The sequence below is a fragment of the Klebsiella sp. GFKo11 genome, assembly GCF_056490265.1.
Map to the genome: position 1 here is coordinate 5636906 of NZ_CM151369.1, position 22894 is coordinate 5659799.

The following is a 22894-nucleotide window of genomic DNA, read 5'->3' on the forward strand; positions in this document are numbered from 1 at the left end:
TTAACATCAGGATTTGTGCATCATCAGCCAGAGGCTCAGCAGGAAGAAGCTGGCGCTCGGCAATAGCGCACCGATTATCGGCGGAATGCCGTAGACCAGAGTTAACGGGCCGAAAATCTGGTCCAGCACGTAGAAGATAAAACCGAAGCTAATCCCGGTTACCACCCTCACGCCCATCGCCACGCTACGCAGCGGGCCAAAGATAAACGACAGCGCCATCAGCATCATCACCGCCACCGACAGCGGCTGGAAGATCTTGCTCCACATATTGAGCTGATAACGACCGGGGTCCTGACCGCTGGACTTCAGATAGGTGACGTAGTTATGCAGGCCGCTGATCGACAGCGCATCCGGGTCCAGCGCCACCACGCCGAGTTTGTCCGGCGTCAGATTGGTTTTCCAGGTCCCGCTGACCATCTGCGTACCGGTGACCTGTTTCGGGTCAGTGAGATTAGACTCATCCACCTGAGACAGACGCCAGAGCTTATTCTCGGTATCAAACTTCGCCGATGCGGCATAGCGCACAGACTGCAAGCGACGCTGATCGTTAAAGGCGTAAATGCTCACGCCGCCCAGCTCATCGCTGCCTTTTACCCGTTCGATATAGACAAAGTTATGACCATCTTTCGCCCACAGCCCCTGCTGGGTTGAAAGCAGCGAACCGCCATACATCTGCTGAGCACGATAGTTACGCGCCATCTGCTCGCCCTGTGGCGCAACCCACTCGCCCATCGCCATAGTCAGCAGCACCAGCGGGATAGCGGTTTTCATCACCGACAGCGCCACCTGCAAGCGAGTAAAGCCGGAAGCCTGCATCACCACCAGCTCGCTACGCTGTGCCAGCATCCCCAGCCCCAGTAGTGCGCCAAGCAATGCCGCCATCGGGAAGAAGATCTGGATATCTTTTGGGACGCTAAGAATCGTGTAGATCCCGGCCCCCAACGCATCATAATTGCCCTGCCCGGCCTTTTTCAGCTGGTCAACAAACTTGATAATGCCCGAGAGGGAGACCAGCATGAACAGCGTCATCATGATGGTGTTGAAAATCGTCTTACCGATATAACGGTCAAGTACGCCAAACGCCTGCATCACGCCGCTCCTTTGTTAAAACGGGCACGGAAGCGGCGCATCGGCACCGTATCCCACAGGTTCAACAGCACGGCCAGCGCGAAATAGAGCAGATTGACCGTCCACATCCAGAGCATCGGGTCCATTTTGCCTTTACCGCCGCTCGATTTAATCGACGTTTGCAGCAGGAAGAACACCAGATACAGCAGCATCGCCGGCAGCATCGACAGCACGCGCCCTTGACGCGGGTTGACCACGCTGAGCGGTACAACCATCAGCGCCATAATGAATACCGTCGCCACCAGGGTGAAGCGCCAGTGCAGCTCCGCGCGGGCACGATCGGTATCGGTACGCCATAGGGTGCGCATGTCCATCTGCTCGGTATCATTAGGGTCAGATGCGACGGCCTGATGGCCGACAACTGCCTGATAATTTTTAAAATCGGTAATGCGGAAGTCGCGCAGCATCGCGGTACCTTCAAAGCGGGTACCCTGATTCATGGTCACCACCTGCGAGCCGTCTTTACGCAATGAGAGCTCGCCGGTATCCGCCACCACCACCGATGGACGGGCATTGCCTTTCGGCCTGAGTTGCGCAAGGAAGACATCGTTGAAGCGGTTGCCGTTGACGTTTTCGATAAACAGCACCGCGCTACCGTCGCTGGCCTGCTGGAACTGACCCTGAGCCAGGGCCGCCATGCCGGGGTTGGCTTTCGCCTCCGCCAGTACTTCATCCTGGTGACGAGATGACCAGGGGCCGGCCCACATGACGTTGACTGCCGCGACGATGCCGGTAAAGAGTGCGAGGATCATGGCGGCTTTCACCAGAACAGCCTTACTCAGGCCGCAGGCGTGCATCACCGTGATTTCACTTTCGGTATACAGTTTGCCCAGCGTCATCAGCAGCCCAAGGAATAAACTCAGGGGCAGAATGAGCTGCGCCATTTCAGGTACGCCCAGCCCTAACAGCGAGAGCACCAGATTTGTCGGGATATCGCCATCAACAGCGGCACCGAGGATCCTGACCAGTTTCTGACAAAAGAAAATGAGTAGCAGGATGAACAGGATCGCCAACTGGCTTTTCAGCGTCTCACGAACCAGATATCTTATGATTATCACTATAAATACGCCCGTAAAAACCCGTTTTATTGCAGGAAAATAGCTTGTTTCATGGCTTAAACGTCATTTATTCTCTTTGGTCGTCGAAAACATCGCTAAGATTAAATGACTTGCTGGTTCTGCGTATCAGGATCTTTTCTGACGAACCAAGGCCGTAATAACGTTAAGATTAACACGAAGTCACCACAACAGCGGACATGAGTTACGAAAGCTTTCAATTTCTATACTCTATGGATTTCGAGTTGCAGACAGGCGACAAGACTGTGAAGCCCCGGAGCTTACATCAGGTAAGTGACAGGGGTGAGCAGGCGCAGCTAACGCATCTGCAACTTGAAAGACGACGAGTATAGCTGTAGCCACCATTGTTGTCTTTAAGATTCAGGAGCATAGTGCATGGAGTTCAGTGTAAAAAGCGGTAGCCCGGAAAAGCAGCGGAGCGCCTGTATCGTGGTCGGCGTCTTTGAACCACGTCGGCTCTCCCCCATCGCCGAACAGCTCGATAAAATCAGCGACGGTTATATCAGCGCCCTGCTGCGTCGCGGCGAACTGGAAGGTAAACCTGGCCAGACGTTATTGCTGCACCATGTGCCGAACATTCTCTCAGAGCGCATTCTGCTTATCGGCTGCGGTAAAGAACGCGAGCTGGACGAGCGTCAGTACAAACAGGTCATTCAGAAAACCATCAATACTCTGAATGATACCGGCTCAATGGAAGCCGTCTGTTTCCTGACCGAACTGCACGTCAAAGGCCGCAATAACTACTGGAAAGTGCGTCAGGCGGTTGAGACCGCAAAAGAGACGCTGTACAGCTTTGATCAGTTGAAAACTAACAAAAGCGAGCCGCGTCGTCCGCTGCGTAAAATGGTCTTCAACGTCCCAACCCGTCGCGAGCTGACCAGCGGCGAACGCGCAATCCAACACGGTCTGGCGATTGCCGCCGGTATCAAGGCCGCGAAAGATCTCGGCAATATGCCGCCGAACATCTGTAATGCCGCCTACCTGGCTTCTCAGGCGCGCCAGCTGGCCGATACCTACAGCAAGAACGTCATTACCCGCGTTATCGGCGAACAGCAGATGAAAGAGCTGGGGATGAACTCTTATCTGGCAGTCGGCAACGGTTCGCAAAACGAATCGCTGATGTCAGTTATCGAATACAAAGGCAATCCGGCAGAAGACGCACGTCCTATCGTGCTGGTTGGCAAAGGCCTGACCTTTGACTCCGGCGGTATCTCTATCAAGCCTGCCGAAGGCATGGACGAGATGAAATACGACATGTGCGGTGCGGCGGCGGTGTATGGCGTGATGCGCATGGTTGCAGAACTTCAGTTGCCGTTAAACATTGTCGGCGTGCTGGCCGGATGTGAAAACATGCCGGGCGGTCGCGCCTATCGTCCGGGTGATGTGTTGACCACTATGTCCGGTCAAACGGTTGAAGTGCTGAACACCGATGCCGAAGGGCGTCTGGTGCTGTGCGATGTGCTGACCTACGTTGAGCGCTTCGAGCCAGAAACGGTTATCGACGTAGCGACCCTGACCGGTGCCTGCGTGATTGCGCTGGGCCACCACATCACCGGCCTGATGTCGAACCACAATCCACTGGCCCATGAGCTGATTGGCGCGTCCGAACTGGCGGGCGATCGCGCATGGCGTCTGCCGCTTGGTGACGAGTTCCAGGATCAGCTGGAATCTAACTTTGCCGACATGGCGAATATCGGCGGCCGTCCTGGCGGCGCGATTACCGCAGGTTGTTTCCTGTCGCGCTTTGCGCGTAAGTACAACTGGGCGCACCTGGATATCGCCGGTACCGCATGGCGCTCCGGTAAAGCCAAAGGTGCAACCGGTCGCCCGGTGGCTCTACTGTCGCAGTTCCTGCTCAATCGCGCCGGGTTTACTGGCGAAGAGTGATGTAAAATGCCGGGTGGCGGCTTTGCCTTACCCGGCCTACAAACGGCATTTAACCGTAGGCCCGGCAAGCGCAGCGCCGCCGGGCAAATCGTTTAAATCCACCACAAGAAGCCCCATATTATGAGAAACGCAACGTTCTACCTTCTGGACAATGAAACCACCGTTGATGGCTTAAGCGCCGTCGAGCAACTGGTGTGTGACATTGCCGCAGAACGTTGGCGCAGCGGCAAGCGGGTGCTTATCGCTTGCGAAGACGAGCAGCAGGCGATTCGTCTGGATGAAGCGCTATGGGCAAGACCCGCGGAAAGTTTCGTCCCGCATAACCTGGCAGGGGAAGGTCCGAGAGGCGGTGCGCCAGTGGAAATCGCCTGGCCGCAAAAGCGCAACAGCAGCCCGAGGGATATTCTGATTAGCCTGCGGCTCAACTTTGCAGATTTTGCCACCGCTTTCACAGAAGTGATAGACTTCGTCCCTTATGAAGATTCTTTGAAACAACTGGCGCGCGAACGCTATAAGGCGTACCGCATGGCTGGTTTCAACCTGAACACGGCAACCTGGAAATAATGGAAAAGACATACAACCCCCAAGATATCGAACAGCCGCTTTACGAGCACTGGGAAAAGCAGGGCTATTTCAAGCCTAACGGCGATGAAAGCAAAGAGTCCTTCTGCATCATGATCCCGCCGCCGAACGTCACCGGCAGTTTGCATATGGGTCATGCCTTCCAGCAAACCATCATGGATACCATGATTCGCTACCAGCGCATGCAGGGTAAAAATACCCTGTGGCAGGCCGGTACCGACCACGCGGGTATTGCTACCCAAATGGTGGTTGAGCGTAAGATTGCCGCCGAAGAAGGTAAAACCCGCCACGACTACGGTCGCGACGCCTTTATCGACAAAATCTGGCAGTGGAAAGCGGAATCCGGCGGCACCATCACCCGTCAGATGCGCCGCCTTGGCAACTCCGTGGACTGGGAGCGCGAGCGCTTCACCATGGACGAAGGCCTGTCTAACGCCGTGAAAGAAGTCTTTGTTCGCCTGTACAAAGAAGACCTGATTTACCGCGGCAAGCGCCTGGTCAACTGGGACCCGAAACTGCGCACTGCCATCTCTGACCTGGAAGTGGAAAACCGCGAGTCTAAAGGCTCGATGTGGCACATCCGCTATCCTTTAGCCGACGGCGCGAAAACCGCCGACGGTAAAGATTACCTGGTGGTCGCCACCACGCGTCCAGAAACTGTTCTGGGCGACACCGGCGTGGCCGTGAACCCGGAAGATCCGCGTTATAAAGATCTGATCGGCAAATTCGTGATTCTGCCGCTGGTTGACCGCCGCATTCCGATCGTTGGCGATGAACACGCCGATATGGAAAAAGGCACCGGCTGCGTGAAAATCACCCCGGCGCACGACTTTAACGACTATGAAGTCGGTCGTCGTCACGCCCTGCCGATGATCAACATCCTGACCTTTGACGGCGATATCCGCGAAAGCGCGGAAGTCTACGACACCAAAGGCGAAGAATCTGACGTTTACCCAAGCGACATCCCGGCAGAGTTCCAGAAGCTGGAGCGTTTTGCTGCGCGTAAAGCCGTGGTTGCCGCTGTCGACGCTCTGGGTTTACTGGAAGAAGTTAAACCGCACGACCTGACCGTACCTTACGGCGACCGTGGCGGCGTGGTTATCGAGCCAATGCTGACCGACCAGTGGTACGTCCGTGCCGACGTGCTGGCGAAACCGGCGGTTGAAGCGGTTGAGAATGGCGACATTCAGTTCGTGCCTAAGCAGTACGAAAACATGTACTTCTCCTGGATGCGCGATATTCAGGACTGGTGTATCTCCCGTCAGCTGTGGTGGGGTCACCGTATCCCGGCCTGGTACGACAATGACGGCAACGTCTACGTGGGCCGAACCGAAGACGAAGTGCGTCAGGAAAATAACCTCGGTGCTGAAGTCGCGCTGCGTCAGGACGAAGACGTTCTTGATACCTGGTTCTCTTCCGCGCTGTGGACCTTCTCTACCCTCGGCTGGCCGGAGAACACCGACGCGCTGCGTCAGTTCCACCCGACCAGCGTGATGGTTTCAGGTTTCGACATCATCTTCTTCTGGATTGCCCGCATGATCATGATGACCATGCACTTCATCAAAGATGAAAATGGCAAGCCGCAGATTCCGTTTAAGACCATCTACATGACCGGTCTAATTCGTGATGACGAAGGCCAGAAGATGTCCAAGTCCAAGGGTAACGTGATTGACCCACTGGATATGGTTGACGGTATCTCTCTGCCGGACCTGCTGGAGAAACGTACCGGCAACATGATGCAGCCGCAGCTGGCTGAGAAAATTGCCAAACGTACCGAGAAACAGTTCCCGGACGGCATCGAGCCGCACGGTACCGACGCCCTGCGCTTCACCCTGGCGGCGCTGGCCTCGACCGGCCGCGATATCAACTGGGATATGAAGCGTCTGGAAGGTTACCGTAACTTCTGTAACAAGCTGTGGAACGCCAGCCGCTTTGTGCTGATGAACACCGAAGAGCAGGATTGCGGCTTTAACGGCGGCGAAATGACCCTGTCGTTGGCGGACCGTTGGATCCTCGCGGAATTCAACCAGACCATCAAAGCATACCGCGAAGCGCTGGATAACTTCCGCTTCGACATCGCCGCGGGCATTCTGTACGAGTTCACCTGGAACCAGTTCTGCGACTGGTATCTGGAGCTGACCAAGCCGGTCATGACCGGTGGTTCCGAGTCTGAACTGCGCGGTACCCGCAATACGCTGGTGACCGTTCTGGAAGGTTTGCTGCGCCTGGCGCACCCGATCATTCCGTTCATCACTGAAACCATCTGGCAGCGCGTGAAGGTTATCTCCGGCATTACCGCTGACACCATCATGCTGCAGCCATTCCCGGAATACGATGCGGCCCAGGTTGATGAAGCCGCGCTGGCCGACACCGAATGGCTGAAGCAGGCGATCGTTGCCGTACGTAATATCCGCGCGGAAATGAACATTGCGCCGGGCAAACCGCTGGAGCTGCTGCTGCGTGGTTGCAGCACCGACGCGATGCGTCGTGTGAACGACAACCGCAGCTTCCTGCTGAACCTGGCACGTCTGGAAAGCATCACCGTGCTGCCTGCTGATGATAAAGGTCCGGTTTCCGTGACCAAAATTATCGATGGCGCCGAGCTGCTGATCCCGATGGCTGGCCTCATCAACAAAGAAGATGAGCTGGCGCGTCTGGCAAAAGAAGTGACCAAAATCGAAGGTGAAATTGGCCGCATCGAAAGCAAGCTCTCCAACGAAGGCTTTGTGGCCCGCGCACCGGAAGCGGTTATCGCCAAAGAGCGTGAGAAGCTGGAAGGTTATGCACAAGCGAAAGCGAAGCTGATTGAACAGCAGGCCGTTATCGCCGCGCTGTAATTTCTGGTTAAAGAAAATAAGGCCGGAGCTCGCTCCGGCCTTTTGCATTTTTGCATTAGAGGAACGGCAGCATCGGGAAAAATCCGCCGCACAGTTTTTCGGTCACCTTAGGCTGAGGTGCCGCATCCGGCTCCATATTCAGAGAATCAAGCTCGCCGATCGCCGCAGTATTGGCAGCGATATAGCGCATCAAATTAATCTTTAACCATGGATACGTCAGCCCCAGCGTGAATAGAGGGAGAAACGTCAGGCCCAATAAACGCGGCGCAAGACCAGAAAACGTCAGGGTTGAACGGAATTGAATACCGTCTCCCAGTACCAGATTATTCAAAGCATGATTGCGCAGAGCTGCCCAGGCATATGCCGTAGATAGCACGATACCAATAGCAAGAAAGAAATATCCCCCTATCACTGCCCCAAGATGCTGTAAGGCCATAAGCAGCGCCGTACTTTCAGTGCACAGGCCAAACATACAGCCGGTAATCATCTGTGAGAATGCGGAAAATAAAAAAACAATGAAAAGTAGAAAAAATGGCAATGAAATTACCGTTGCCCATAAAAATATAACCACACAACGTTTAGTACTGATATGGATATTAAAATTACCATTCCCCAGAGTTGCACCTTTAGCAATTAGTTCAAGCCAATGGCTATAAACCACTCCGTTAGTGATACCAATAATAAACAGCGCCAGCAAAGCAAGGAAAACGATACTCAGTATCATACTATTGATGCCATAGTAGAAACCAAGGGTGATGCTTCCAATTAGTAGAACATGTGTTTTTCAATAAACGTCCCGATGACTTTTTCGTGGATCTCTACTGAACGCGAGAAGCAGATTGTTTTACGAGCCAAGCGCTTAATGCGGGTGCGCAGCGTCAGGTTATTGCGCTCAATCCGTTGGGTGAATATTTTTCCGGTCAGATGCTTATCCTTCGGCACCTCCCGGCCATAGCTGCCCCAGTCGTCGCTGGTGATCATGCCGATGTTGAATGGCGTAAGCAGTGCCAGTAGTTCCCGGCAGGTTTCATCGGTACGGGGACCAAAAGTGTAGGCCAGTACACCCCCTGTTTTGGTGTTATACGCGTACCAGAGCCAGTGTTGCCGGGCTTTACTGCCAACGAAACTCCATTGCTCATCAAGTTCGCAGATAAGCGCCACATCAGCATGAGCAACGGGCGAAGACGTTATTCGCTTTGGCGTGAGTTTTTTAAAGTCCGGATGACGGTGTTAATGCCAATTTTCAGTGTTCTGGCGGTATCGCGAACCCCGGCGCCATTGAAGGCCATTTCAGTGATCAGCTCTTTAATGCCCGGCTTACGGGCCTCATAAGTGTAAGTGAGCTGAAAAACGCGGTGGCAGTCACGGCAGCGAAATCTGTCATGGCCTTTAGGGTTCTGACCATGGCGGTAGACCTGTGCAGACTGACAACGAGGACAATGAATGTTAACGCTGGCCATGAAAGAACCTCAAAAGCCCGCATTATACATCAGATTCAACTAATTAGAGGCATCACCAAACCAAGATTGCTTCCGAGCATTGAGAACAATACGACCATTAGCACGTAAATCAGTACAGGCATACCGAGCATAACCCACCACGCGCGAAGCGGGTGGCACTGAAATCCAAAACGAGTTTTACCAAAAGAGGTCATCATTGCGTGATAGCTTAGCCCCTTTGTTATCATTACAGGCAACAGGAGGAGGAACAGCAGCATCTCCCCCCCCTTCACTTCCGGGATAAAATATGGCTAACGCTAAACCGAGTATGACTAGTACGATAAATATCATCATCCAGCTGAGTAAAATCGTAATACCGCGACCATGGTATCCAAAACGAGTACCGTTTAACTCCATATTCTCGCAAAGATAGCGACGACTACGCACCCAGGCCCACGGAATAAATATCCCGCAAGTAATGATAGACAATATGATATTAACCAAACAAATAACAAAATAGGGCCATATCTGACCATGAAAAACAAAACGATAGCTATGGCTTTGTTGCTGCCCTGAGATCATACTCATAAATACGTCGTCCTTGTCATTTAAACCATATATAAAAATAATAAATCAAGCGCATCTGAAATAAACAAACAGAATATATTATCTTTTCATTGTTCGGCAATGCATTTAACGCTCTCCTTGCGCCAGTAAAAAAATAGTGGTATTAAAGCAGCGTATAGTTATTTAAGTTAAAATTGAGTGATTCTATGAATCTTGCCGCGCCACAGACCTTCACTTTACGCCGCATCTCTGCGCATGATAATGCTGCGATAGCAGCCGTTATCCGCCAGGTCTCCGCAGAATATGGCCTGACCGCCGATAAAGGCTACACGGTGGCCGACCCTAATCTGGATGAGCTTTTCCAGTTGTATAGCCAGCCGGGCTCCGCCTATTGGGTGGTCGAGCAAAACGGTCTTGTCGTTGGCGGCGGTGGGGTTGCGCCATTAACGTGTAGCGAATCCGATATCTGCGAGCTGCAGAAAATGTATTTTATGACCTCTGCGCGTGGTCAAGGGCTGGCGAAAAAGCTGGCGCTAATCGCGCTGGATCATGCCCGCGAATACGGGTTCAAACGCTGCTATCTGGAAACGACCGCCTTCCTGAAAGAAGCGATTGGATTATATGAGCATCTCGGCTTCGAGCATATCGACGGGCCGCTGGGCTGTACCGGACATGTCGACTGCGAAGTCACGATGCTAAAGACCCTGTAGTTCCCGTTAAGACACCCCTATACTACCTATCGAAAAACTAAATGAATTTAATGCAAAAAGAGCATTATTCATGGCAAATTTTCGGTAATACACTGCCTGAGCATTGGATCTTTTTCCCTTTTAGCCTGTCGCCACGACAGGCGTTGCTCAGGATAGAACATCATGACAAAAGCCCCCTTCCTGCTGGCCAGTAGCCTGATCCTTGGCGGCATAGTTGCCAGCGCTTACGCCAACGAACTTCCCGGTAATACCGAAGGTGCCCTGGTTATCCGCGTGGAAAAAACGCAGGGCCGCATCGATGCGCTGAACGATATTGTTTATAGCCAGGTGAAAAGCACCGTTGCCGTGCGTCAGCTGCATATGTCGCTGCTGGTGCCGCGTAATGGCAACCTGAAACCGGCAATCGTCTATTTCCCCGGCGGCGGTTTCACCAGCGCGGCATGGAATAAGTTTATCGAAATGCGTATGGCGCTGGCAGATGCAGGATTTGTGGTCGCCGCAGCGGAATACCGCACGGTTCCCGATACCTTTCCGGCTCCGGTTGTTGATGGTAAAGCGGCAATTCGCTACCTGCGCGAGCATGCGACGGAATACGGCATCGATCCGGCCCGCATTGGCGTTCTGGGCGACTCTGCCGGAGGCTATATGGCGCAGATGCTGGCACTGACCAATGGCGATAAAACGTTCGAGCGCGGCGATAATATGGCCCAGTCCTCAGACGTACAGGCCGCCGCAACGCTGTACGGCATTTCAAACCTGCTGAACATCGGCGAAGGCTTTCCGGAGGCGATACAAAAAGTGCATCAGTCACCGGCGGTCACTGAAGCGCTTCTGGTTCACGGCAGCGCCTTTCGCGACTGGCCGGGCGCGACTATCGGCAGCGATAAGCAAAAAGCGCTGGCGGCCAGCCCCATGGGCCATATCAGCGGTAAAAAACCACCTTTCTTAATTATGCACGGTAGCGCCGACACGTTGGTTTCGCCGCTACAAAGCAAACAGCTCTATAACGCGCTGAAAAAAGAGGGTAACCAGGCGGACTACGTGTTGCTTGAAGGCGCGGAGCATGGCGATGACAGCTGGTATCAGAAGCCAGTTATTGAGCGAGTGGTGAACTGGTTTAAAGCGACTCTCGGCGCACCGAAAGCCGCCGCTGCTGCGGAAAAAGATAAGAACGCGAATCTATAGTGATTGTCAGGCCGCAATAGCTAAACGGCGGCCTGAACTTTTTAAGCAGGCACGCCGCTGTGAAAACGAAATTCCGCTTCGGTTGCGTTAATAAGCGCCGCTTCCGCCTCGCCAAGCTGTCGCACGCGTTCGCTAATATCGTCTTCGGCAATTCTCTGCGCTAAATCCAGATAGTCTTGATAGTGACGCGCTTCGGAACGCAGTAACGACAGGTAAAACTTCTGCAGATCATCATCCAGCCATGGCGCCAGCGCGGCAAAACGCTCGCAGGAGCGGGCTTCAATATAGGCACCGCAGATTAACTTATCGATCAGCATCACCGGTTCGTGAGAACGTACTTCCCGGCGCAGCCCGCGGGCGTAGTTGCTGGCGGTGATTTTGACGTAAGGTATGTCGCGGGAGATCATGATTTCGCGCACCTGCCAGAAGTGATGTAGCTCTTCTTTGATCAGCAAAATCATACTGTCGAGCAGTTGACCTCCCCAGGGATCGTCGGTCTGCGGCATGGCGCTTTTATTTATCTGCTTATGCAGCGCGACAAAATCCGGCTCCGGACCCCAGCGATAGGTGAAGTCCTCATAGGGTTTCAGGCAGGCCAGCAGTTCATCCGCACCTTCTTTATCCGCCACGTACCGACGCACCAGCAGCATGGCGTTCTGCGCCGCTTTCAGCTCGCACACCATATGATCGGTGAGCAACAACGGCAGATTTTCCGGCTTCCGGGCTTCATCAATCCACGCCTGAGGAGTTGGGCAGTGCAGAAAATCTAAAATCGGGGAGAGTATGTGCGGGTAATCCATTGAAGTTCCTTGCTATACGGCGGCATACCGCGCCGCCGTATATCTCTGCGGCTTAGTGGCGAACGCCGTCGTCGTCTTCATCAACGAGATCTTCGTCGTCGTCACCTTCTTCATCTTCACCGTTAGGATCTTCGTAGTAGGTGCCCCAGCCGTCGTATTCAACTTCATATTTTTCTGCCAGCGTCATCAGTTGCTCAACCTGAGTATCGATCAGCTCAGCATTCAGCGCGGACTCACTGAGGATATCGCAACAAATAACAGTATCACCTTCTTCGACTTCCAGCTCTTCTGGCTCGGTCACTTCATAACCCAGTTTGAAGGCTTCTACCGCCACTTTCTCCAGCGTTTCGAAGTCGTCGGCAGAGAGATGATGCTCAATGGTGTACAGCGCGTCCGGATCGCTGCCATCTTCAAGCAGCTCTTCGATAATCAGACGCGTTTCTTCACGCTGTTCTTCCAGTAGTTCCGGGTTTGCCATGGCTCGTTCCTCATAATGTGTCGCAGATACTTCTATTGTCACATACCGCCGTGATTGCCTCCACCTTCTGAGAGAAAGATTTATGACACGGGGTTGCAAATGAATATTCATACATATAAAGTGAATTTTAATTCAACAAATGGCCTGAGCCATGTGAGGGAAACATGTCTGCGTTTTATCAGAAGCATTTTTTAAAGTTGCTTGATTTTACTCCTGCCGAAATCACCGCCCTGCTTGAGCTGGCGGCCAGACTGAAAGCTGATAAGAAGAACAATATCGAAATTCAGCATCTCACCGGTAAAAACATCGCGCTCATCTTCGAAAAAGACTCTACCCGCACCCGATGCTCTTTCGAAGTTGCCGCATTTGACCAGGGCGCTCGCGTCACTTACCTCGGGCCGAGCGGCAGCCAGATTGGCCATAAAGAGTCGATCAAAGACACTGCCCGCGTGCTAGGCCGGATGTATGACGGCATTCAGTACCGCGGTCATGGCCAGGAAGTGGTGGAAACGCTTGCCGAATATGCCGGTGTTCCGGTCTGGAACGGCCTGACCAACGAATTTCACCCAACCCAGTTGCTGGCAGATCTGTTAACTATGCAAGAACACCTGCCGGGCAAAGCCTTTAATGAGATGACCCTGGTCTACGCCGGCGACGCGCGTAACAATATGGGTAATTCGATGCTCGAAGCCGCCGCGTTGACCGGGCTGGATCTGCGTCTGGTGGCCCCGACGGCGTGCTGGCCAGAAGAGAAGTTGGTCGCACAGTGTCAGGCGCTGGCGAAGAAAAATGGCGGTAACATCACCCTGACCGAAGATATCGCTGCGGGCGTGAAAGGCGCTGACTTTATCTATACAGACGTGTGGGTATCGATGGGCGAAGCCAAGGAGAAATGGGCCGAGCGCATTGCGCTGCTGCGTGATTATCAGGTGAACAGCAAGATGATGACGCTGACCGGCAATCCGCAGGCGAAATTCCTCCACTGCCTGCCCGCGTTCCACGATGACCAGACCACGCTCGGCAAACAGATGGCGGCGGATTACGGCCTGCATGGCGGAATGGAAGTAACCGATGAGGTGTTTGAATCCCCGGCGAGCATTGTTTTCGACCAGGCGGAAAACCGTATGCATACCATCAAAGCGGTGATGGTCGCGACGCTGGGAAAGTAACTCTTCTTTAGCGATATTTTCCCGGAGGCGGCGCTTGACGCGCCTGTCCGGGCTACCAAACCGCACCAAACCGTATCCCCGGCAGGCGCAGCAGCGCCACCGGGGATTTTTTACGCCATCAGCATCTTCACAACAGCTTTGCGCACTTTTGCCGGTGCGCCGACGGCGCACAGCGGTTTATGCACTTCGCCAGGATAAAACACGACAAAATCCCCTTCGCTGAGGATCACGGTTTTCTCCTGCTCGCCTGCCGCCAGAAATGCGATATCTTTGTCCGCCAGCCAGTCGGTATCCGGCGCACCAGCAGGCAGGTTGCTGAAGGTCATTCCTTCCTGCCCGTTCAGGACAATCTGGATATCCAGATAGCGGGCGTGATACTCAGCACGACGGTCGGCCATCGGCTCGGTAGTATCTTCAGAAATCAGATAAAACAGGTTATTGCCGTCAATATCATGCTTGCCGAGCGGTGTCGCATCAGTGACATGAGCTTTAACGTGGTCGATAGCCTCGCGCAGAGACTCCGGCAGCCAGCTTTGTAGATGGTGAATGTTTCCAACAATCATAATAACCCTCGAATATAAAACAGCTTTTCATTTTCCGTTTTTATACCCCCCTTCCCGCTGCCATACCACTCCTTTTTTGTGGTTTTTTGCGCTGACGCAACGTTATCCAGGCAAACGTTTACCTGTTTGTGGATTAATCGCTTGATCCGAAATATGAGCTGCGTATAATGCCACCCGTTTTGCCGGGAGGAATTATGGTTCAGTGTGTACGACATCGCGTCTTACCGCGTCTGAAAACAGACGCTGGCCTGCCGTTTTTCCTTTCCGTTGCATCCGTATTCGTAAAGCCCCTTATTTAAGGGGCTTTTTTTTTGCCCAGGCGTCAGGAGATAAACATGGCTAACCCGCTATTTCAAAAACATATCATTTCCATAAACGATCTCAGCCGCGAAGACCTTGAACTGGTACTGGCGACCGCTGCAAAACTGAAAGCCAATCCGCAGCCGGAGTTGCTCAAACATAAAGTGATTGCCAGCTGCTTCTTCGAAGCCTCCACCCGTACCCGCCTGTCATTTGAGACCGCGATGCACCGCCTCGGCGCCAGCGTGGTCGGCTTCTCAGACAGCAGCAACACTTCGCTGGGCAAAAAAGGCGAAACTCTGGCCGACACCATTTCAGTGATTAGCACCTACGTCGACGCCATCGTCATGCGCCATCCGCAGGAAGGAGCGGCGCGCCTGGCGACCGAATTCTCCGGTGGCATTCCGGTTCTCAACGCCGGTGACGGCGCGAACCAGCATCCGACGCAAACGCTGCTGGATCTGTTCACCATTCAGGAAACCCAGGGTCGCCTCGAAAACCTGAGCATCGCCATGGTCGGCGACCTGAAATATGGTCGTACCGTCCACTCACTGACCCAGGCACTGGCGAAATTTAGCGGCAACCGCTTCTACTTTATCGCCCCGGACGCGCTGGCCATGCCGCAGTACATTCTCGATATGCTCGACGAAAAAGGCATCGCCTGGAGCCTGCATAGCGCCATCGAAGAGGTGATGGAAGAAGTGGACATTCTGTACATGACCCGCGTGCAGAAAGAGCGCCTCGACCCATCGGAATACGCCAACGTGAAAGCGCAGTTTGTTCTGCGCGCCGCCGACCTGGAAGGCGCACGAGCAAACATGAAAGTGCTGCACCCGTTGCCTCGCATTGATGAAATCACCACTGATGTCGATAAAACGCCGCACGCCTGGTACTTCCAACAGGCCGGTAACGGCATCTTCGCCCGCCAGGCGTTACTGGCACTGGTACTGAATAGCGATCTGGCACTGTAAGGGGAAAAAGAGATGACACATGATAATAAATTGCAGGTAGAAGCCATCAAACGCGGCACCGTTATCGACCACATCCCGGCGCAGGTCGGCTTTAAGCTGCTGACGCTGTTCAAACTGACCGAAACGGATCAGCGCATCACCATCGGCCTGAATCTGCCGTCAGGTGAAATGGGCCGCAAAGATTTAATCAAAATCGAGAACACTTTCCTGACCGATGAGCAGGTTAACCAGCTCTCCCTGTACGCACCGCAGGCTACGGTGAACCGTATTGATGAGTATGAAGTGGTGGGTAAATCTCGCCCGAGTCTGCCGGACCGTATCAACAACGTGCTGGTGTGCCCGAACAGCAACTGTATCAGCCACGCTGAGCCGGTCTCTTCCAGTTTTGCGGTGAAAAAACGCGAAAACGATATCGCGCTGAAGTGCAAATATTGTGAAAAAGAGTTCTCGCACAATGTGGTTCTGGCGAACTAATTGAGGTTGGTATTGTGTACCCGGCTCCCTATAATGGCCGGGTCTCTTACCCCCTCATCTTTCAGGCTATCGTGCAGTTAGCGATGTAAAAGATGGGGCGTAACTACTTCATTATGCTGTTATTCAGGAGAAATCATGTCTAAAACTATCGCGACGGAAAATGCACCAGCAGCCATCGGCCCGTACGTTCAGGGTGTTGATCTGGGTAGCATGATCATCACTTCCGGCCAAATCCCGGTCGACCCGAAAACCGGCAGCGTGGCGGAAGACGTTGCCGCTCAGGCACGCCAGTCTCTGGACAACGTGAAAGCTATCGTTGAAGCCGCGGGCCTGAAAGTGGGCGATATCGTTAAAACTACCGTTTTCGTGAAAGATCTCAACGATTTCGCCACCGTTAACGCCGCTTATGAAGCGTTTTTCACCGAGCATAACGCCACCTTCCCGGCGCGTTCCTGTGTAGAAGTGGCGCGCTTGCCGAAAGACGTGAAAATTGAGATTGAAGCGATCGCTATTCGTCGCTGATATCTGGCAGAAAGATAATCCAGAACGGCTTTCTGGATTATCTTTGCTATTCGCCACGGAGGGCCGGTAATGGCAAAAGCACGCTTTACCGATGAACAAATCGCTGATTTTCTTCAGCAGTCTAAAGACGGCGTCCCCAACAAAGTCCTGTGCGAAAAATATGAGTTTAGCGTCAGCACCCTGCGGCGCTGGCAAGAGCTGCACGCCGAAAATGTACGTGCCGAGTTGAAACAATTAGAGTCGACGGGCGCAAAGGTATTCCTGTGCTTCGTCATTACAGCCCTAATCCTCGCCATTATGTTCTCTAAATCCATCGGCGCATGCGTAATGTCCGTTTTCCTGGTGTACTGCGTTGGCTACATCCGCCGCTTTCGCCAAATATCGGCAAAACACATCCGGGAAGAAAATATCTTTCTCTCCCGCTCCGGACGCGGAGCGAGAAATGCATTTTATCAATTCAGTTGGGCCTTCATCGCCCTTTTTGTCTTTAGCGTTGGCTATATGATCGTACGCATGGCCTGAGAAATTATCGGCCTGGGTAAAAACGCGCCAGGCCGATAATGAGCGAAGAAATTACTGCCAGCCGTAGCGGCGGCTGTAAAAGCCCTTAACCATCTGGGTCAGCGTCATATAGCCCGCCAGAATGGCAATCAGCCACGGGAAGTAGCTCAGCGGCAGCGCCTGAAGCTGCAAATAGCCCGCCAGCGGCGAGAACGGTAGCGCAATCCCCACCACCATCACCAGCAGCGTCATCACGATCAGCGGCCAGGCCGCGCGGCTCTGAATAAACGGGATCCGCCGCGTGCGGATCATATGCACAATCAGCGTCTGCGACAGTAGACCGACCACAAACCAGCCGGACTGGAACAGGGTCTGGGTTTCCGGTGTATTGGCATGGAATACCCACCACATCAGGCAGAACGTCAGAATATCGAATATCGAGCTTATCGGCCCAAAGAAGACCATAAAGCGCCCGAGATCCGCCGGATTCCAGCGCTGCGGTTTACGAATCTGCTCGTCGTCCACGTTATCAAACGGAATCGCTACCTGGGATACATCGTACAGCAGGTTCTGAATCAGCAAGTGCAGCGGCAACATTGGCAGGAACGGCAAAAAAGCGCTGGCGACCAGAACGCTGAAGACGTTACCGAAGTTAGAGCTGGCGGTCATTTTGATGTATTTGAGCATGTTGGCGAAAGTCCGGCGGCCTTCGATAACCCCCTCTTCCAGCACCATCAGGCTCTTCTCCAGCAGAATAATATCCGCCGCCTCGCGGGCGATATCCACCGCGCCGTCAACGGAAATACCGATATCCGCCGCGCGCAGCGCCGGTGCGTCGTTAATGCCGTCGCCCATAAAACCCACCACGTGCCCTTCACGTTTGAGCAAGGTGACAATCCGCTCTTTATGCAGCGGCGCCAGGCGGGCAAACAGGGTGGTGCGTTTTGCCAGTTCGGCCAGTTCATCATCGCTCAGCGCTTCAATCTGGCTGCCAATCACCACGTCGCCCGCATCCAGCCCCACTTCATGGCACACTTTTGCCGCCACCAGCTCGCTATCGCCAGTGAGGATTTTCACCGTGATGCCGCTGGCCTTCAGCGCTTTTAGCGCCGGGGCGGTGGTCTCTTTCGGCGGGTCAAGGAAGGCAATGTAACCTTCGAGGATCAGGTCTGACTCATCCGCGCGCTGGTAGTCGCCCTCGCGTGCGGGTAGATATTTGGTCGCCACCGCCACCACGCGCAATCCCTGACGGTTTAGGGTATCGGTAACGCGACGGATGCGCCGCAGCATGGTGTCGTCCAGCGGTACGATGTCACCGTTGTAGCGCACCTGGGTCGAGACGTTGAGGATCTCCTGCAATGCCCCTTTGCAGATCAGTTGATGGACGTTGTCCTTCTCCTGCACCACCACCGACATGCGGCGGCGCTCAAAATCGAATGGGATCTCATCCACTTTCTGCCAGCGCTCCGCCAGCCCGCGCGCCGACTCCAGCTCGACGCCTTCCAGCACCGCAGTATCAAGTAAATTCTTCAGCCCGGTCTGGTAGTGGCTGTTGAGCCAGGCGCTATGCAGCACACGTTCGCTCACCTTGCCGGAGACATCGGTATGGTTCTCCAGCACGATTTTATCCTGAGTCAGGGTGCCGGTTTTGTCGGTGCACAGAATGTCCATCGCGCCAAAGTTCTGGATGGCATCGAGGTGTTTGACAATGACTTTCTGTTTCGACAGCTTCACCGCCCCGCGCGCCAGCGTCGAGGTGACGATCATCGGCAGCATTTCAGGAGTCAGGCCGACAGCGACAGAGAGCGCGAACAGCGCCGCTTCCCACCAGTCGCCCTTGGTATAGCCGTTAATCAGCAGCACTATCGGCGTCATCACCAGCATAAAGCGGATCAGCAGCATGCTGACCCGGCTGATGCCTTTCTGGAAGGCGTTCGGCTCACTTTCCTGCTCGCTGACTCGCCCGGCCAGTTGACCAAACCAGGTGCCGCCGCCGGTGGCGAAAACAATGGCTTGCGCCGAGCCGCTCACCACGTTGGTGCCCATAAAGCACAGGGTGTCACACTCTAGCGGGTTCGTTTGCAGCGGATCGCGGGTGCGAGCGACTTTCTCAACCGGCAACGATTCGCCGGTCAGCGAAGCCTGGGCGACAAACAGATCGCGCGCCTGAAACACGCGCAGATCCGCAGGGATCATATCTCCCGCCGACAGCTTGACGATATCGCCCGGCACCAGTTGATCGATCGGCAGCTCACACCAGCGGCTTTCACCCTGCTCATTCACCACTCTCAGCACCGTCGCGGTGTTGCTGACCATCGCCTTCAGGGCATCCGCCGCCCTGGTCGAGCGGGCTTCCTGAATAAAGTTAAGCAGCGTAGAGATCCCCACCATCAGGGCGATAACCGCCGCGGCGAACAGATCTTCCGTTGAGTAGGAGACAATCCCCAGAACGGTCAGCAGCAGGTTGAAGGGGTTGCGGTAACAGCTCCACAAGTGTACCCACCACGGCGAGGGTTTCTGCGCCGGGATCTGGTTTTCGCCGTGCTGGGCGATTTTCTGCGCAACTTCGCCTTCATTCAGCCCTTCAGGATGGCTGGCAAAAGCGCGCCAGACTTCATTTTCGTCCATTGCCGCGACGTTCAGACACTGCTTACCAAGCGAATCCGGAATCGGCGCGCTCGCCAGATTGCGGGCATCGGGCAGCGGATCGCGCTGCACCAGGCGACGCGGTAAATGGCGGCCAAGCTGAGCAAATAGCTGGCGGGTAAAATTTTTCAGCATAAACAGTCCCTCCGCGCTCGCGCGAGCGAACGCAGAATAACCAACAGGCGCGAGCAAGCTCTACCTGTCAGGTATGTTATTTTTATGGCAGGGACATCAAAGACATCACTGCTTTACGCTTTCCGGTAAAGCAGTGCTAAGCAGGCTTACCGGAAAGAAAGGTGACTCCATCGAGGATGAGGAGTGGGATCGGGGTCCATAAAATCTCCGGTAAGTGAATACAAACGGCGCGGATTATAACGCTACCAATAATCTATTTGTGGCTATTATGGCGATGATACCCCCCAGAAACTAAACCAGACGTAAACCAGACTTTGCTCATTGTGGTTTCGTTGAGTAGCATTAGGCTCACTTTAATCGGACCACGACGAGAACCCTGCATGCAAAACCGGCTGACCATCAAAGATATCGCCCGCTTAAGCGGCGTCGGGAAATCAACGGTATCGCGCGTACTCAATAACGAAAGCGGCGTTAGCGAGCGCACCCGCGAACGCGTAGAAGCGGTGATGCAGCAACAAGGGTTCTCTCCTTCGCGTTCCGCCAGGGCGATGCGCGGCCAGAGCGACAAAGTGGTGGCGATCATCGTCACTCGTCTGGATTCGCTGTCGGAAAACCTCGCCGTGCAGACCATGCTTCCCGTCTTTTATGAGCAGGGCTACGACCCGATTATGATGGAAAGCCAGTTCTCTCCGGCGCTGGTCGAAGAGCATCTCGGCATACTCGCCCGGCGCAATATCGACGGCGTGGTGCTGTTTGGCTTTACCGGCATTCATGAAGAGATGCTCACTCCGTGGCGAGAAACGCTGGTGCTGCTGGCCCGCGACGCGCCGGGGATAGCTTCCGTGTGCTATGACGATGAAGGATCCATCAAAATGCTGATGCAGCGTCTGTACGATCTCGGGCATCGCCATATCAGCTTTCTCGGGGTGCCGCATAGCGACATCACCACCGGGCAACGCCGTCACCAGGCCTACCTCCATTTCTGCCAGAAAAAACATCTCACTCCCCTCGACGCGCTGCCGGGTTTGGGAATGAAGCAAGGTTATGAGAATGTCGCCAGCGTGCTGTCGTCTGACACCAGCGCGCTGGTCTGCGCCACCGATACCCTCGCCCTTGGGGCCAGCAAATATCTCCAGCAGCAGGGAATCGACAATCTCCAGCTTGCCAGCGTCGGCAGCACGCCGTTAATGAAGTTTCTTCACCCGGAGATCCTCACCGTCGATCCCGGCTACGCCGAGTCCGGACGACGGGCGGCGCAGCAGTTGATCGAGCAGATCGCCGGGAGCAGTGAACCCCGCCAGATAGTGATTCCTGCCGTACTGAATTAAGCCTGTCTTAACGATTTATGTGATCTTCGCTGCGTTTCGGGAACGTTCCCATTTTGCAATTCAAACGGAGCGGTTAGGATTCAACCCAAGTTAAAACACAACCTCTCCCTCGGTCATGAGGCCTCATCATGAGTAAAGTGAATCAGCAGGACATCGATAAACTTATCGAGCTGGTGGGCGGGCGCGACAATATCGCCACCGTTAGCCACTGTATTACCCGTCTGCGCTTTGTGCTGAATAATCCAGCCATCGCCAAACCCAAAGAGATTGAACAGCTGCGCATGGTGAAGGGTTGCTTTACCAACGCCGGACAGTTCCAGGTGGTGATCGGCACGGAAGTCGGCGATTACTACAAAGCGCTACTGGCCACTACAGGGCAAGCCAGCGCCGACAAAGAACAGGCCAAAAAGGCCGCGCGGCAGAATATGAAGTGGCATGAACAGCTCATTTCACACTTTGCCGAGATCTTCTTCCCGCTGCTGCCTGCGCTGATCAGCGGCGGCCTAATCCTGGGTTTTCGCAACGTGATCGGCGACCTGCCGATGAGCAACGGCCAGACGCTGGAGCAGATGCACCCGTCGCTGAAATCCATTTATGACTTCCTGTGGCTGATTGGCGAAGCGATCTTCTTCTACCTGCCAGTGGGGATCTGCTGGTCAGCGGTGAAAAAAGTGGGCGGCACGCCGATCCTCGGCATCGTCCTGGGCGTCACCCTCGTCTCTCCACAGCTGATGAATGCTTATCTGCTAGGCCAGCAGGTACCGGAAGTGTGGAACTTCGGCCTGTTTACCATCGAGAAAGTTGGCTATCAGGCGCAGGTTATCCCGGCCTTGCTGGCGGGACTGGCGCTCGGCTTTATCGAGACTCGCCTGAAGCGCATCGTGCCTGACTACCTCTACCTGGTAGTAGTGCCAGTGTGTTCGTTGATCCTGGCGGTATTCCTCGCGCACGCCTTCATCGGCCCGTTTGGCCGCATGATTGGCGACGGCGTGGCCTGGGCCGTGCGCCACCTGTTGACCGGCAGCTTCGCGCCGATTGGCGCCGCGCTGTTCGGCTTCCTGTATGCGCCGCTGGTGATTACCGGGGTCCATCAGACCACCCTGGCTATCGACATGCAGATGATTCAAAGCATGGGCGGCACGCCGGTATGGCCGCTGATTGCCCTGTCCAACATCGCTCAGGCGTCGGCAGTGGTGGGGATCATCATCGCCAGCCGTAAACAGAATGAACGCGAAATCTCCGTTCCGGCAGCCATTTCCGCCTACCTCGGGGTCACGGAACCGGCAATGTACGGTATCAACCTGAAGTACCGCTTCCCGATGCTGTGCGCGATGGTCGGTTCCGGGCTTGCCGGACTGCTGTGCGGGCTCAACGGCGTAATGGCCAACGGCATTGGCGTCGGTGGCCTGCCGGGCATCCTCTCTATTCAGCCGAGCTACTGGCAAGTCTTCGCGCTGGCGATGGTCATCGCCGTGGTGGTGCCGATTGTCCTGACGACGGTCGTCTACCAGCGCAAGTTCCGCCAGGGCACCTTACAGATTGTCTGATTTCTTATTTTCGGGGCGCGCTATCGCCCCCTTTTTGCAGCAGGAACGC

At 54.5% G+C, this 22894-nt stretch carries 25 protein-coding genes; 14 read left to right on the forward strand and 11 right to left on the reverse strand.

What is annotated here, in order from left to right; translation table 11 throughout:
* Positions 1-6: 6 nt before the first annotated feature.
* On the reverse strand, positions 7-1089 hold the full coding sequence (gene lptG, locus AC07P6_RS27045; protein WP_478317105.1) for an LPS export ABC transporter permease LptG: 1083 nt from the start codon (positions 1087-1089) through the stop codon (positions 7-9).
* Positions 1089-2186, reverse strand: coding sequence for an LPS export ABC transporter permease LptF (gene lptF, locus AC07P6_RS27050; RefSeq protein ID WP_110276612.1), 1098 nt, complete (start codon positions 2184-2186; stop codon positions 1089-1091). The genes lptG and lptF overlap by 1 nt, the downstream gene beginning before the upstream one ends.
* Before the next feature lie 393 nt (positions 2187-2579).
* Between lptF and pepA the strand changes: the two genes are divergently transcribed.
* The 3 genes from pepA to AC07P6_RS27065 all read left to right on the forward strand — a co-directional run bounded on the left by pepA (position 2580) and on the right by AC07P6_RS27065 (position 7510).
* A complete protein-coding gene (gene pepA / locus AC07P6_RS27055; protein WP_181483840.1) occupies positions 2580-4091 on the forward strand; it encodes a leucyl aminopeptidase in 1512 nt (503 codons plus the stop codon).
* A gap of 120 nt (positions 4092-4211) precedes the next feature.
* The gene (gene holC / locus AC07P6_RS27060; protein WP_182235909.1) at positions 4212-4655 is read left to right on the forward strand and encodes a DNA polymerase III subunit chi; all 444 of its coding nucleotides are present in this window, start codon (positions 4212-4214) and stop codon (positions 4653-4655) included.
* On the forward strand, positions 4655-7510 hold the full coding sequence (locus AC07P6_RS27065; protein WP_434660402.1) for a valine--tRNA ligase: 2856 nt from the start codon (positions 4655-4657) through the stop codon (positions 7508-7510). The genes holC and AC07P6_RS27065 overlap by 1 nt, the downstream gene beginning before the upstream one ends.
* A gap of 55 nt (positions 7511-7565) precedes the next feature.
* Here AC07P6_RS27065 and AC07P6_RS27070 read toward each other — a convergent pair whose 3' ends face one another.
* The 4 genes from AC07P6_RS27070 to AC07P6_RS27085 form a co-directional block, all read right to left on the reverse strand.
* Entirely contained in the window at positions 7566-8234 is a 669-nt protein-coding gene (locus AC07P6_RS27070; protein ID WP_478315091.1) for a DUF898 family protein, read from the reverse strand.
* A 41-nt stretch (positions 8235-8275) separates the two neighbouring features.
* Positions 8276-8970, reverse strand: a protein-coding gene (locus tag AC07P6_RS27075; RefSeq protein ID WP_087786203.1) for an IS1-like element IS1N family transposase whose coding sequence is annotated in 2 segments (ribosomal slippage) — positions 8276-8724 and positions 8724-8970 — 696 coding nt in all. Because the reading frame shifts where the segments join, the coding sequence is not laid out codon by codon here.
* Between the two features lie 35 nt (positions 8971-9005).
* Entirely contained in the window at positions 9006-9227 is a 222-nt protein-coding gene (locus AC07P6_RS27080; RefSeq protein ID WP_478315092.1) for a DUF898 family protein, read from the reverse strand.
* Positions 9148-9537, reverse strand: a complete 390-nt coding sequence (locus AC07P6_RS27085; RefSeq protein ID WP_478315093.1) for a DUF898 family protein — start codon at positions 9535-9537, stop codon at positions 9148-9150. The genes AC07P6_RS27080 and AC07P6_RS27085 overlap by 80 nt, the downstream gene beginning before the upstream one ends.
* A gap of 185 nt (positions 9538-9722) precedes the next feature.
* Here AC07P6_RS27085 and AC07P6_RS27090 point away from each other — a divergent pair, with 185 nt between their 5' ends.
* Positions 9723-10226, forward strand: coding sequence for a GNAT family N-acetyltransferase (locus tag AC07P6_RS27090; RefSeq protein ID WP_478315094.1), 504 nt, complete (start codon positions 9723-9725; stop codon positions 10224-10226).
* 162 nt (positions 10227-10388) lie between these two features.
* Positions 10389-11411 carry an alpha/beta hydrolase fold domain-containing protein gene (locus AC07P6_RS27095; protein ID WP_478315095.1) on the forward strand — a complete coding sequence of 341 codons (1023 nt, stop codon included), beginning with the start codon at positions 10389-10391 and terminating at the stop codon, positions 11409-11411.
* A 41-nt stretch (positions 11412-11452) separates the two neighbouring features.
* On the opposite strand, the gene miaE is transcribed toward AC07P6_RS27095, so the two are convergent.
* Positions 11453-12211 (reverse strand): tRNA isopentenyl-2-thiomethyl-A-37 hydroxylase MiaE, encoded by a 759-nt coding sequence (gene miaE / locus AC07P6_RS27100; protein WP_434660410.1) that lies wholly within the window; start codon positions 12209-12211, stop codon positions 11453-11455.
* 52 nt (positions 12212-12263) lie between these two features.
* Complete coding sequence (gene rraB, locus AC07P6_RS27105) at positions 12264-12689, reverse strand: ribonuclease E inhibitor RraB (protein WP_110276605.1); 426 nt, start codon at positions 12687-12689, stop codon at positions 12264-12266.
* 99 nt (positions 12690-12788) lie between these two features.
* On the opposite strand from rraB, the gene argL reads away from it, so the two are divergent.
* Together argL and argF are read left to right on the forward strand one after the other, a co-directional pair.
* Positions 12789-12884, forward strand: a complete 96-nt coding sequence (argL, locus tag AC07P6_RS27110) for a putative translational regulatory protein ArgL (protein ID WP_375538842.1) — start codon at positions 12789-12791, stop codon at positions 12882-12884.
* Positions 12854-13858, forward strand: a complete 1005-nt coding sequence (gene argF, locus AC07P6_RS27115) for an ornithine carbamoyltransferase (protein ID WP_478315096.1) — start codon at positions 12854-12856, stop codon at positions 13856-13858. Before argL ends, argF begins: the two co-directional genes overlap by 31 nt.
* Before the next feature lie 110 nt (positions 13859-13968).
* On the opposite strand, the gene AC07P6_RS27120 is transcribed toward argF, so the two are convergent.
* Positions 13969-14421: a YhcH/YjgK/YiaL family protein gene (locus tag AC07P6_RS27120; RefSeq protein WP_182235890.1), complete on the reverse strand. Its 453-nt coding sequence runs from the start codon at positions 14419-14421 to the stop codon at positions 13969-13971.
* A 194-nt stretch (positions 14422-14615) separates the two neighbouring features.
* Between AC07P6_RS27120 and AC07P6_RS27125 the strand changes: the two genes are divergently transcribed.
* The 5 genes from AC07P6_RS27125 (at position 14616) to AC07P6_RS27145 (ending at position 17210) form a co-directional block, all read left to right on the forward strand.
* Positions 14616-14720 (forward strand): pyrBI operon leader peptide, encoded by a 105-nt coding sequence (locus tag AC07P6_RS27125; RefSeq protein ID WP_072351778.1) that lies wholly within the window; start codon positions 14616-14618, stop codon positions 14718-14720.
* A 36-nt stretch (positions 14721-14756) separates the two neighbouring features.
* Positions 14757-15692, forward strand: coding sequence for an aspartate carbamoyltransferase (gene pyrB / locus AC07P6_RS27130; RefSeq protein WP_182235888.1), 936 nt, complete (start codon positions 14757-14759; stop codon positions 15690-15692).
* Positions 15693-15704: 12 nt separating this feature from the next.
* Positions 15705-16166, forward strand: coding sequence for an aspartate carbamoyltransferase regulatory subunit (gene pyrI / locus AC07P6_RS27135; RefSeq protein WP_110276600.1), 462 nt, complete (start codon positions 15705-15707; stop codon positions 16164-16166).
* A 135-nt stretch (positions 16167-16301) separates the two neighbouring features.
* Complete coding sequence (gene ridA / locus AC07P6_RS27140; protein ID WP_112216261.1) at positions 16302-16688, forward strand: 2-iminobutanoate/2-iminopropanoate deaminase; 387 nt, start codon at positions 16302-16304, stop codon at positions 16686-16688.
* Between the two features lie 69 nt (positions 16689-16757).
* Complete coding sequence (locus AC07P6_RS27145) at positions 16758-17210, forward strand: transposase (RefSeq protein ID WP_478315097.1); 453 nt, start codon at positions 16758-16760, stop codon at positions 17208-17210.
* Between the two features lie 51 nt (positions 17211-17261).
* Here AC07P6_RS27145 and mgtA read toward each other — a convergent pair whose 3' ends face one another.
* Positions 17262-19970 carry a magnesium-translocating P-type ATPase gene (mgtA, locus tag AC07P6_RS27150; RefSeq protein ID WP_478315098.1) on the reverse strand — a complete coding sequence of 903 codons (2709 nt, stop codon included), beginning with the start codon at positions 19968-19970 and terminating at the stop codon, positions 17262-17264.
* Positions 19971-20116: 146 nt separating this feature from the next.
* Positions 20117-20170, reverse strand: coding sequence for a mgtA regulatory leader peptide MgtL (gene mgtL, locus AC07P6_RS27155; protein WP_220138900.1), 54 nt, complete (start codon positions 20168-20170; stop codon positions 20117-20119).
* A 180-nt stretch (positions 20171-20350) separates the two neighbouring features.
* Between mgtL and treR the strand changes: the two genes are divergently transcribed.
* Both treR and treB read left to right on the forward strand, forming a co-directional pair.
* Positions 20351-21298 carry a trehalose operon repressor TreR gene (treR, locus tag AC07P6_RS27160; protein WP_182235884.1) on the forward strand — a complete coding sequence of 316 codons (948 nt, stop codon included), beginning with the start codon at positions 20351-20353 and terminating at the stop codon, positions 21296-21298.
* Positions 21299-21426: 128 nt separating this feature from the next.
* Complete coding sequence (gene treB / locus AC07P6_RS27165; protein WP_478315099.1) at positions 21427-22845, forward strand: PTS trehalose transporter subunit IIBC; 1419 nt, start codon at positions 21427-21429, stop codon at positions 22843-22845.
* Positions 22846-22894: the final 49 nt, after the last annotated feature.